This is a genomic window from Flavobacterium sp. (assembly GCF_965262375.1).
In the GTDB taxonomy this organism is placed as follows: Bacteria; Bacteroidota; Bacteroidia; order Flavobacteriales; family Flavobacteriaceae; genus Flavobacterium.
Window position 1 is genome coordinate 595,881 of record NZ_OZ253527.1, and the last position, 10,871, is coordinate 606,751.

A 10,871-nucleotide genomic window follows, 5' to 3' on the forward strand; every position below is an offset into this window, starting at 1 on the left:
CGTTAGTCTTCTGCATTAATTTAAAATCTTAATACAATATAAAAAATAAAGAGGCATAAGCCTCTTTAAAAATATTAATCGTTCAATTTCAATACCGCCATAAATGCTTCTTGAGGAATTTCTACGTTACCCACTTGACGCATACGCTTTTTACCTGCTTTCTGCTTTTCAAGAAGCTTACGCTTTCTAGAAATATCACCACCGTAACATTTAGCAGTTACGTCTTTACGTAAGGCTTTGATGGTTTCTCTGGCAATAATTTTAGCCCCAATAGAAGCTTGAATAGGAATTTCAAATTGCTGACGTGGAATTAATTCTCTTAATTTCTCACACATTTTTTTACCAATAGTATATGCATTATCCGCATGTATCAATGCTGAAAGTGCATCTAATTGGTTCGCATTTAGTAAAATATCCATTTTTACCAATTTTGATTCTCTCATTCCGATAGGATGATAATCAAAAGAAGCATATCCTTTAGAAACCGTTTTCAATCGATCATAAAAGTCAAATACAATCTCGGCTAGTGGCATATCGAAATTCAATTCCACACGCTCCGTAGTTAAATACGTCTGATTTGTAATTTGCCCTCTTTTCTCAATACACAAACTCATTACATTACCCACAAAATCCGATTTGGTAATAATAGTTGCTTTGATATACGGTTCTTCTACACGGTCTAATTTAGTAGCATCTGGTAAATCACTCGGATTGTTTACTATGATTGGAGTCGTAGGCTCTTTTTTAGTATAAGCCAAATACGATACGTTGGGAACGGTGGTAATCACCGTCATATTAAACTCACGCTCTAAACGCTCCTGAATAATTTCCATGTGTAACATTCCTAAGAATCCACAACGGAAACCAAATCCTAAAGCCGCTGAGCTCTCTGGAGAGAAAACTAACGAAGCATCATTCAATTGCAATTTCTCCATCGAAGCGCGTAACTCTTCATAATCTTCGGTATCAACAGGGTAAATACCCGCAAATACCATCGGCTTCACATCTTCGAAACCTGTAATCATATTCGTAGTTGGCGTTTTAGCATCCGTAATGGTATCCCCTACTTTTACTTCTTTCGCCTCTTTTATCCCTGAGATTAAATACCCAACATCCCCTGTAGAAACCGTTTGTTTCGGTACTTGGTTCAATTTTAAGGTACCAATTTCGTCAGCAAAATATTCCTTGCCTGTTGCCATGAATTTTACTTTCTGACCTTTTTTTATTTCACCGTTAACTACACGGAAAATTACCTCAATCCCACGAAACGGATTGTAATGCGAATCAAAAATCAAGGCTTGTAAAGGCTCTTCTGGATTCCCTTCTGGAGCAGGAATACGCTCCACGATAGCTTCTAGAATTTTATCGACACCAAAGCCTGTTTTACCAGAAGCATGAATAATATCCTCTAGTTTACATCCTAATAAATCTACGATATCATCGCTTACTTCCTCAGGATTAGCGCTTGGCAAATCCACTTTATTCAACACTGGAATAATTTCTAAGTCATTTTCTAAAGCCAAATATAAGTTGGAAATAGTTTGCGCCTGAATACTTTGTGCCGCATCTACAATCAACAAAGCCCCTTCACAAGCAGCAATCGAACGGGATACTTCGTAAGAAAAATCCACATGTCCAGGAGTATCAATTAAGTTTAAAATATATTGTTCTCCTTTGTAAGTATATTCCATCTGGATGGCGTGACTTTTAATGGTAATTCCACGTTCACGCTCTAAGTCCATATTATCGAGCAACTGTGCTTGGGCTTCACGAGCCGTTACAGTTTGTGTTGCATCTAATAAACGGTCGGCCAAGGTACTTTTACCATGGTCAATATGTGCAATAATGCAAAAATTTCTAATTTTCTTCATCGTTCTAAATATCATTTTGTCACCACTGACGTATCAGTTTCAGGGCGTTCCCCTGCGGGTCAGGCTTTCCGCTCTATCTTTTAAGGGCATTTGGTTTCACCATGCCCTTAAAAGGATGCCGCTACAATCCTTAACGCATTTAATATGCAAATATAGTTTAAAATCGTCAGTTTCAAAGCACTGATAAGTTGAAACTAGGAATATGCTTTTGCGATTGGGTTTATTATCGTAATTTTGCGCCAAAATATAGTCTCAATGGTTAAGATAGGCAAGATAGAATTACCCGATTTCCCTTTATTGTTAGCCCCTATGGAAGATGTGAGCGACCCTCCTTTTCGTCGTTTGTGTAAAATGCATGGAGCTGATTTGATGTACTCCGAATTTATTTCGAGCGAAGGACTCATTCGTGATGCTATCAAAAGCCGTCAGAAACTTGACATCTTTGACTATGAACGTCCCGTGGGTATTCAAATCTTTGGGGGTGACGAAGAAGCCATGGCCATGAGTGCTAAGATTGTAGAAACCGTTCAACCTGACTTGTTAGATATCAATTTTGGATGTCCCGTAAAAAAAGTAGTTTGCAAAGGAGCTGGAGCTGGGGTCTTGAAAGATGTAGATTTGATGGTACGTTTGACTAAAGCTGTGGTCAACAGTACCAATTTACCTGTTACGGTAAAAACCCGTTTGGGTTGGGATGATGCTTCTATCAACATTGATGAAGTAGCCGAACGATTGCAAGACGTAGGTATCCATGCCCTTACCATTCACGGACGTACCCGCGCACAGATGTACAAGGGTCATTCGGATTGGTCACATATCGCACGCGTAAAAAATAACCCTCGGATTCATATTCCTATTTTTGGAAATGGCGATATTGATTCTCCTGAAAAAGCGTTGGAGTACAAAAACACCTACGGATTAGACGGTATAATGATAGGTCGTGCAGCCATTGGCTACCCATGGATTTTCAATGAAATCAAACATTTTTTTGCTACAGGTGAATTAATGAATGCACCTACCATTGCCGATCGTGTACAAGCGGCGCGCAATCATTTAATTTGGTCCATGGAATGGAAAGGGGAACGTGTAGGCATAGTTGAAATGCGACGTCATTATACCAATTATTTTAAAGGAATTCCACATTTTAAAGACCACAGACAAAAGTTGGTCACACTTGATGACCACAATGCTTTACTTGAAGTTTTTGAGGAAATTATAGCGGCTTATTCTAGTGATGGCATTTAATAAACCTTTAACTTAAAATAGAAAAGATCACCAATGAGGTGATTTTTTTGTGCTTTCATCTCAAAATAAACAAATGTAAATAGTTTTGGTTTTATAATTTTATTTTATGGATAACACTATTCAGAAGACAATCGATTTTGTCAAAGATCAATTAAAAGGTGCCGAAGGTGGTCACGATTGGTTTCATATAGAACGCGTATACAAAAACGCAATGTTGATTGCTAAAGAGGAAATGTGTAATAAAGAAGTAGTGGCACTAGGTGCTTTATTACATGATATAGCCGATAGCAAATTTAACAATGGTGATGAAAGTGTAGGACCGAGAATAGCGACTGATTTTCTTCAAAAACAAGGTGTTTCAACAGATACGATAACACACGTGGTACAAATTATAGCGAACATTTCATTTAAAGGAGGAAACTTTGAAACAACATTCAATTCTATCGAATTAGATATTGTACGTGATGCTGACCGCTTAGATGCTATTGGAGCTATAGGAATTGCACGTACTTTTAATTATGGTGGCTATAAAAATAGGGTGATTTATGACCCTGCTATTTCCCCGAAGTTAGCAATGTCTAAAGAAGAATATAAAAATTCAACAGCACCTACTATCAATCATTTTTATGAAAAATTGTTGTTATTGAAAGACCGTATGCACACCTCTACGGGCAAGAAAATTGCACAACAAAGACACGAATACATGGAGCAATTTTTGGAACAGTTTTATGGTGAATGGAACGGGGAACGATAACTTTTAGCTATGAGTCATTAAAAACCTAATATCAAACGCGCAATGGTAAAATAGATTAAAATCCCTAAAATATCGTTACTTGTGGTTATAAAAGGACCTGTAGCTAAAGCAGGGTCTACCCCATTTTTACTCAAAACAATTGGAATAAAAGTTCCAATTAAGGAAGCTATGACAATAACTGAAAGTAATGCTGTCGTTACAGTAAGTCCAATATGTATTTCAAACCCTAACAAGTAATAACTTCCTAAAAGTAAAATGGTAGAAAGTATCAAACCATTTAACAAACTCAACGACAATTCTTTTAGCAAACGTTGAATAAGTGTACCGCTAATAGAGCTATTAGCTAACCCTTGCACAATAATAGCTGAAGATTGTACGCCCACATTTCCTCCCATAGCAGCAATAAGCGGTGTGAAAAAGAATAACTGTGGATGTTCTTTCATTGCCGGTTCGAATAAGCCCAAAACTCGTACGGTTACAAATCCTCCTAATAAAGCTAAAACCAACCAAGGCAAACGCGCACGGGTGAGTTCTAAAATGCTGTCATCCGCCTCAACGTCTTGTGAGATACCCGCCGCCATCTGGTAATCCTTATCGGCTTCTTCCTTGATAACATCTACGATATCGTCAATGGTAATGCGACCTACCAGGCGTCCCATTTCATCAACCACAGGAATGGCCTCTAAGTCGTATTTTTGCATGATACGGGCTACTTCCGTGTCCATCGTATCTACTTTTACATAATCTACTTTTTTAATATACACCTCACTAATGGGTGTTTTGGTAGATGTAGTCAACAAATCTTTAAGGGAAAGTCGTCCTTTTAAACGGTCTTCATCATCTACCACATAAATAGAATGCACTCGGGTAACGTGCTCGGCTTGCATACGCATTTCCTTAACACACGTTAGTACATTCCAGTTTTCATTGACTTTTACCAACTCTTTACCCATCAAACCACCCGCTGTATCTTCATCGTAACGTAATAATTCTACAATGTCTTTAGCGTGTTCAACGTCTTCTAATTCAAGAATTACCTCCTCCTTTTTAGATTGGGGTAATTCGGCAATAATGTCGGCCGCATCATCCGTGTCTAACTCGTCAATTTCTTCTGCAATTTCTTTAGCAGAAAGGTTTTTAAGGATTTTTACACGAACCTCATCGTCCAATTCCAAAAGCGCATCTGCGGTTTTTTCAGAATCTAGTAGTTTAAATACATAATTAGCTCCAAATTCATCAAGCTCATCTAAAATATCGGCAATATCAGCAAAATGGACATCCTGCAATAAGTTTTCTAACTCTTGCGCTTTGTTTTCACTGATGAGTTGCTCTACTTGAGCGATAAATTCTGGGCTAATTTTAAACTCCATCGGCTTGGATTTTTTGAGTGAGTTCTATGAATTGTTCTACCGAAAGTTGTTCCGGACGGAGGTCAAAGATACTATCTTCTCGCAACATATCCGACAAATTCAGGCTTTTTAAGCTATTTCGCAATGTTTTTCTTCGTTGGTTGAAGGCGGTTTTGACAACATTGAACAATAATTTCTCATCACAAGGCAATTGGTAGTTTTCTTTGCGACGCATACGCATCACGCCCGATTTTACTTTTGGAGGTGGGGTAAAAACATGTTCTGATACTGTAAACAAATATTCAGTATCGTAAAAAGCTTGTGCTAAAACGGACAGGATTCCGTAAGCTTTACTCCCTTTTTTCTCACAAATACGCTCCGCAACTTCTTTTTGAAACATACCTGCAAACTCAGGAATCTGGTCACGCATTTCCAATACTTTGAACACAATTTGCGTAGAAATATTATACGGGAAATTACCAATCACAGAAAAAGGTTCGTTACCAAAAACTTGGGTCAAATCGAATTTCAAGAAATCTTCCGAAAGAATTTTATTGGAAAGTTTTAAATAATGCGTTTGCAAATATTCCACCGATTCGGTATCGATTTCAATCACATACGTGTCAATGGGTTTGTCCAATAAGTATTTGGTTAAAACACCCATTCCTGGACCAATTTCCAATACTTTTTGATAGCCCTCTAGCGTTAAGGCATCGGCTATTTTTGAGGCAATGTTTTCATCGTTTAAGAAATGTTGCCCAAGGTGTTTTTTTGCTTTTACTTTATCCATTATTTTTTGTTTCAGGTTTCACGTTAGCTTGTGTTACGTGAAAAGTTTCAGGTTAGACTTAGTGCTTACCATTTATTTCTTTTAATTGCTGAATGTCTAAAAGGTCTTTGGGTCTTCCTGATTTAACCTTACTTATGATTAAATCATCTAAAGATAAAACATTCCATTTTAAAAGTTTGTTTTCTTCCACAATGGCATGAACACTTTCATTGTAAGCATCTTCAAAAGTCCTATTTACAGAAAATCTTGTTATGAGTTCTATATTCAAGCTAGTAGGAGAAAATTTAATTGATATATTTTGATTTTGGCTTTTAACATCAGCTGGGAAATCGTCAATTTCAAATCCCATTTGCTTAAAAACATCAACTAGTTTTTTAAAATTTTCTTCTGTTGTTTCTATCCAGAAATCAACATCAGCTGAATGTCTTTGATATCCATGGAAATTTACTGCTCCACCGCCTACCATTAACATTCTTACTTTACATTCATTACAGAGTTTAATGAATTGTTGAATTTCGTTATCCCAATTTTCTATCATTTTTTAGTAAAATCAATAATAAAATTATTCGATTTTTCAGGTTTGTGTTTCGTAGGAAAGGCATTAATTTGTTTCGATAATTCAATAAAAGCAAATACACGTTCAGCTCCTGATAATTTCAAGAATGCTTCGCGTTGTTGTCTATTACTTTCTTCCTTTGTCTGAAACGTAACTTGCATCACTCTTAGTGTTCAGAAATTATTTCTAATTCGGTACGGAAAGCTAACATCTTGTCACCAAAAAGACGTAAGCCCTCTTCGCGTAAAGCAGGAGCATCTTCGTCATAATAGCGTTGTAAAGTTTCTTTGCTATCAGTAAAATATTGAATCGCGTAAGTTACGCCTCCCATTTCTTCCTCCACTAATACCTTTACCATTTTTGCTGAGGTAAATTTACCTGTTCCGATTACTTCCGCAATATGTTTGTTTTGCATCCAGTCCAACCATTGGTCGTGAACGCTTTCGTGTATGTTGATGGTTACGTTGTAAATTATCATTTGATATTAAATTTTGATATTAGATTTTTGAGCACTGAACACTGAGTTCTGACCACTGATTACAGCACTCTTCAAATTTAAAGGTTATTATCACCTCTCAGTTTTCGGTAATTCAGCTGTGCGTCTACAAAGTAAATACTATCCGGATGATTGAACAAGATTTTTTCGTAGAAAGCTTTGGCTTTGTCCGTGTCATTGAGATACTTTCGATAGATTTCAGCGCTAAAAAAATAGGCTTCATCAATGAAAATTTCTTCATTATGTTTTTCTATAATTTGTTGGTAATGTCCTAATGCTTCGGGGTACAACTGTTTTCTTTCGTAAATTTCAGCCATTTTTATCAAAACATCATCCGTTATACTTTCGCTTGGATGTTGTGCTAATATCTCCTTGAATGCAGTTAAGGCATCATCATTTTTATTTTGAAAAAGTAAGAAATCTGCACGAGCAAATTTTTTCAAAGCTACTTGAGTCGAATCTTCTACCGTGTTGTCAGTAATCAATAGGTAAAGTTCTAAAGCATCATTGGCAATTAACTGAGACGTGGTTGATTTTAATACTTCAAACTGTTTTTTTGCCCATTCAAAATCGCCTTTGAAATAATTGGCTTTAGCCATTTTTAAATTGGCTTCATGAGCCACCGCATCATTCTCTAAATCACTCTCTACTTGTGCATAGTAAATGATGGCTTGATTAAACTTTTCGTTGATGAGTAAAATATCGGCCAATTCTAGTTTTACATCTGCCTTAGCATAAGTGTTTAATGGTAACTCTAATGCTTTTTGCAACAATTGTATTGCTGAAGGAAACTGTTTAAGGTAAAACGCTTCAAAATGTGCTTTCAGAATTTGCAATTTAACCGTACTAGCCGTGTAACCATGCGCATCCAATAATTTATTGATACGGTCAGCAATGATGAGGTATTCTTCTTTCTTTGCGTCTTCAACATCTAATTGGAGTAAGTTGTAATTGACATCTAAAATCACATCAGATTGCGTGGCATGTTCTAGAATAAAATTCAGCACCGCACGTTCGGTTTCTCGGTCATTATCTTGCGAGGCTAAGCGGACTAAATTGAAAAGATTATTAAAACTTTCAGGGTTACGACGGTAGATGGCTTTTTCTTGTATGAAAGCTTTGCCATATTCTTTTTGGCTGATAAAAAACCAACTCATAAACTCATTCCAAAAAAGCTCCTGTGTTTTTTGCGTCTTTAGCAATAATGATTTTCGCAAGGTATCAGCAAAAACTTTAGTGTGGTCTTCAGCTAAAAAGCGGTTTAATTGATTTTGAACTAACACCAAATTACTTGGGTTTTTGAAGGCATAATCCAATAACGACTGTATCATGAAATCAATATTTCCCATTTGTCCTTGCAATAAAGCAATTTGATAGTCAAAATTGATTTGTGGGTTGAGGTTTTGCCCCAAAGTATATGCTTCTACAGCTTGCGCTAAAAGCACTTTTTGTTCAAAATCTCTCGCAATGGTGTAAACATTGTTAGGGTTTTCTTTGATTTTATCGAGGGCAATTCGGTAATTTTTATCGGCTTTATCTTGTTGTTTTTGTAACTGGTAATTGTACCCCAATTCAACGTACAAATTTGGATATTTTAAACGAGTGATTCGCGATTGAATTACTTCTTCTGCTTTGTCAAATTGTTTTAATTGCTGGTAACAGGCAATTTGTTTTTGAAAAAATTGGTAATTATTAGGTTGTCTTTTAACTAATTCATCATACATGACAACGGCTTTGTCAAATTCTCCGCGGTCAAAATAATTTTGAGCTAAATACTCGTTGGCAGTATTATTTTGAGGCATGTGCGCTTGCGGATTCCCACCAATAGGAGGCGTAACCGTGTATTCTTGTCCCCAAACTGAGACAGTAAGCAAGAGTAGTAAACGAGCTATTTTCTTCATTTTTCACTAAAAAAGAATGTACTAAAGATAGCAATTATTCTGCCACTTTAGTACATTTTATCATTAGTTTAAGACCTACTTGTTAGTTCAATTAGTCGATAATATCAAATCCTGTGTATTTACGTAAAACTTCTGGAATTACGATGCCTTCTGGCGTTTGGTAATTTTCTAAAATACCAGCCAATACACGCGGTAAAGCTAATGAACTTCCGTTAAGCGTGTGGGCTAATTGCGTTTTTCCATCTTTCCCTTTGAAACGTAATTTCAAACGATTCGATTGGAAAGTCTCAAAATTAGAAACCGAAGAAATTTCTAACCAACGGTCTTGTGCCGTTGAAAAGACTTCGAAATCATAAGTCAACGCAGAAGCAAAACTCATGTCGCCACCGCATAAACGCAAAATACGGTAAGGTAATTTCAATTCTTTTAAAATACCTTTTACATGTTCTACCATACCATCTAACGCTTGGTAAGAATTATCTGGATGCTCAACACGAACAATTTCTACTTTATCAAACTGATGCAAACGATTCAATCCACGTACGTGTGCACCATACGAACCTGCTTCACGACGGAAACAAGGCGTGTATCCAGTTACTTGTACAGGCAATTCTGATTCTTGCAAAATCACATCACGGTATAAGTTGGTTACCGGTACTTCAGCCGTTGGAATCAAATATAAATCATCGATACCTACGTGATACATTTGCCCTTCTTTGTCTGGTAACTGTCCTGTGCCATACCCCGAAGCTTCATTAATTAAATGCGGTACTTGTACCTCTTGGTAACCCGCTTCTGTATTTTTATCAATAAAATAATTGATTAACGCACGTTGTAGTTTAGCCCCTTTTCCTTTATACACAGGGAAACCAGCTCCCGTTATTTTGGTTCCTAATTCAAAATCGATGATATCGTATTTTTTAGCCAATTCCCAATGTGGCATAGCTCCTTCGTGTAAGCTAGGTACTTCGCCTTCTTCAAAAACATTTAGGTTATCGTCGGCAGTTTTCCCTTCAGGAACGATTTCCGTAGGAGTATTGGGTAATTGATATAATTGCTGGGTTAATTCCTCCGCAATAGCATTTAGAGCTTCGGTTAACTCTTTACTTTTATCACGTAATTGAGTAGTTTTTTCTTTGATGATTTCGGCTTTAGCTTTCTCGCCTGCTTTCATCATCGCACCAATTTCCTTGGACAGTTTATTAGATTCCGCCAAAACATTATCTAACTCCACTTGAGTAGCACGACGTTTTTCGTCCAGAGCTACCACATTTTCTATCATTGCTGTAGCATCGATATTCTTTTTTGCTAAAGCTTTGATTACCGCTTCTTGGTTTTCTCTAATTACTGCTATTTGTAACATACTATAATTTTTAACAATGGCAAATTTAGAAATTCTATTAATCTTAGCGCTATTTGTAGTACTTATTTTTTGTAAGTTTGTGAAGTGAGAAAGTTTATCCTCTACATATTACTATTCGGCTATATTTTTTCGACTACTGAGCTTCATCAGTTGTTGAAAATGCCCGTATTATTAGAGCATTACAAAGAACACAAACAAAAAAATCAATCTTTAACAATCATTGGTTTTCTCGAACTCCATTACTTAAAAGGCAATCTTAAAGATTCTGACTACGAGAAAGACATGCAATTGCCATTCAAGAATTTTCAAGACAATCATCCTAACATTGTTTTAGCCTTACCTAAAGAAGCACCTCTTTTTGAGCCTCTTATCAAATTTAAAGAAGAATTCAGACCTAACTTCAAATATTTAGTTCACGCAGTTACGAGTCCTCAATATGCCATATGGCAACCCCCTAAATTAACTTAATTAATACCCGCAAACTAGCCCCTTTCAAAAAAAGCTTCTAAACCTTTTTTGATTGGAAAGAATAGTTATGTATTTAAA

The 10,871-nt window shown here is 36.5% G+C and carries 11 protein-coding genes; 3 read left to right on the top strand and 8 right to left on the bottom strand.

All coding sequences use genetic code 11. From position 1 onward, the window contains the following. Nucleotides 1-74: 74 nt before the first annotated feature. Nucleotides 75-1,871 (bottom strand): translation elongation factor 4, encoded by a 1,797-nt coding sequence (gene lepA / locus ACQY29_RS02780; RefSeq protein WP_428223735.1) that lies wholly within the window; start codon nucleotides 1,869-1,871, stop codon nucleotides 75-77. A gap of 255 nt (nucleotides 1,872-2,126) precedes the next feature. Between lepA and dusB the strand changes: the two genes are divergently transcribed. Both dusB and ACQY29_RS02790 read left to right on the top strand, forming a co-directional pair. After that, nucleotides 2,127-3,116, top strand: coding sequence for a tRNA dihydrouridine synthase DusB (gene dusB / locus ACQY29_RS02785; protein WP_428223736.1), 990 nt, complete (start codon nucleotides 2,127-2,129; stop codon nucleotides 3,114-3,116). Nucleotides 3,117-3,222: 106 nt separating this feature from the next. Then, the gene (locus ACQY29_RS02790) at nucleotides 3,223-3,870 is read left to right on the top strand and encodes an HD domain-containing protein (protein WP_428223737.1); all 648 of its coding nucleotides are present in this window, start codon (nucleotides 3,223-3,225) and stop codon (nucleotides 3,868-3,870) included. Nucleotides 3,871-3,887: 17 nt separating this feature from the next. Here the strand turns inward: ACQY29_RS02790 and mgtE are convergent, their stop codons facing one another. The 7 genes from mgtE to serS form a co-directional block, all read right to left on the bottom strand. After that, entirely contained in the window at nucleotides 3,888-5,240 is a 1,353-nt protein-coding gene (mgtE, locus tag ACQY29_RS02795; RefSeq protein WP_428223738.1) for a magnesium transporter, read from the bottom strand. After that, complete coding sequence (rsmA, locus tag ACQY29_RS02800) at nucleotides 5,230-6,009, bottom strand: 16S rRNA (adenine(1518)-N(6)/adenine(1519)-N(6))-dimethyltransferase RsmA (protein WP_428223739.1); 780 nt, start codon at nucleotides 6,007-6,009, stop codon at nucleotides 5,230-5,232. Before rsmA ends, mgtE begins: the two co-directional genes overlap by 11 nt. A gap of 58 nt (nucleotides 6,010-6,067) precedes the next feature. Next, the gene (locus ACQY29_RS02805; RefSeq protein WP_428223740.1) at nucleotides 6,068-6,547 is read right to left on the bottom strand and encodes a nucleotidyltransferase; all 480 of its coding nucleotides are present in this window, start codon (nucleotides 6,545-6,547) and stop codon (nucleotides 6,068-6,070) included. After that, nucleotides 6,544-6,726 (bottom strand): hypothetical protein, encoded by a 183-nt coding sequence (locus ACQY29_RS02810; RefSeq protein ID WP_428223741.1) that lies wholly within the window; start codon nucleotides 6,724-6,726, stop codon nucleotides 6,544-6,546. Before ACQY29_RS02810 ends, ACQY29_RS02805 begins: the two co-directional genes overlap by 4 nt. A gap of 5 nt (nucleotides 6,727-6,731) precedes the next feature. Continuing rightward, nucleotides 6,732-7,043, bottom strand: coding sequence for a DUF4286 family protein (locus ACQY29_RS02815; RefSeq protein WP_428223742.1), 312 nt, complete (start codon nucleotides 7,041-7,043; stop codon nucleotides 6,732-6,734). 77 nt (nucleotides 7,044-7,120) lie between these two features. Further along, the gene (locus ACQY29_RS02820; RefSeq protein ID WP_428223743.1) at nucleotides 7,121-8,962 is read right to left on the bottom strand and encodes a tetratricopeptide repeat protein; all 1,842 of its coding nucleotides are present in this window, start codon (nucleotides 8,960-8,962) and stop codon (nucleotides 7,121-7,123) included. Between the two features lie 91 nt (nucleotides 8,963-9,053). Then, nucleotides 9,054-10,325 (bottom strand): serine--tRNA ligase, encoded by a 1,272-nt coding sequence (gene serS, locus ACQY29_RS02825; RefSeq protein WP_428223744.1) that lies wholly within the window; start codon nucleotides 10,323-10,325, stop codon nucleotides 9,054-9,056. 159 nt (nucleotides 10,326-10,484) lie between these two features. Between serS and ACQY29_RS02830 the strand changes: the two genes are divergently transcribed. Then, nucleotides 10,485-10,793 (top strand): hypothetical protein, encoded by a 309-nt coding sequence (locus tag ACQY29_RS02830; RefSeq protein ID WP_428223745.1) that lies wholly within the window; start codon nucleotides 10,485-10,487, stop codon nucleotides 10,791-10,793. The last annotated feature ends 78 nt before the right edge of the window (nucleotides 10,794-10,871 follow it).

Bases quoted from the DNA above. Each gene is read 5' to 3' on its own strand.
- lepA (WP_428223735.1), bottom strand. From the start codon at position 1,871: ATGAAGAAAATTAGAAATTTTTGCATTATTGCACATATTGACCATGGT.
- dusB (WP_428223736.1), top strand. From the start codon at position 2,127: ATGGTTAAGATAGGCAAGATAGAATTACCCGATTTCCCTTTATTGTTA.
- ACQY29_RS02790 (WP_428223737.1), top strand. From the start codon at position 3,223: ATGGATAACACTATTCAGAAGACAATCGATTTTGTCAAAGATCAATTA.
- mgtE (WP_428223738.1), bottom strand. From the start codon at position 5,240: ATGGAGTTTAAAATTAGCCCAGAATTTATCGCTCAAGTAGAGCAACTC.
- rsmA (WP_428223739.1), bottom strand. From the start codon at position 6,009: ATGGATAAAGTAAAAGCAAAAAAACACCTTGGGCAACATTTCTTAAAC.
- ACQY29_RS02805 (WP_428223740.1), bottom strand. From the start codon at position 6,547: ATGATAGAAAATTGGGATAACGAAATTCAACAATTCATTAAACTCTGT.
- ACQY29_RS02810 (WP_428223741.1), bottom strand. From the start codon at position 6,726: ATGCAAGTTACGTTTCAGACAAAGGAAGAAAGTAATAGACAACAACGC.
- ACQY29_RS02815 (WP_428223742.1), bottom strand. From the start codon at position 7,043: ATGATAATTTACAACGTAACCATCAACATACACGAAAGCGTTCACGAC.
- ACQY29_RS02820 (WP_428223743.1), bottom strand. From the start codon at position 8,962: ATGAAGAAAATAGCTCGTTTACTACTCTTGCTTACTGTCTCAGTTTGG.
- serS (WP_428223744.1), bottom strand. From the start codon at position 10,325: ATGTTACAAATAGCAGTAATTAGAGAAAACCAAGAAGCGGTAATCAAA.
- ACQY29_RS02830 (WP_428223745.1), top strand. From the start codon at position 10,485: ATGCCCGTATTATTAGAGCATTACAAAGAACACAAACAAAAAAATCAA.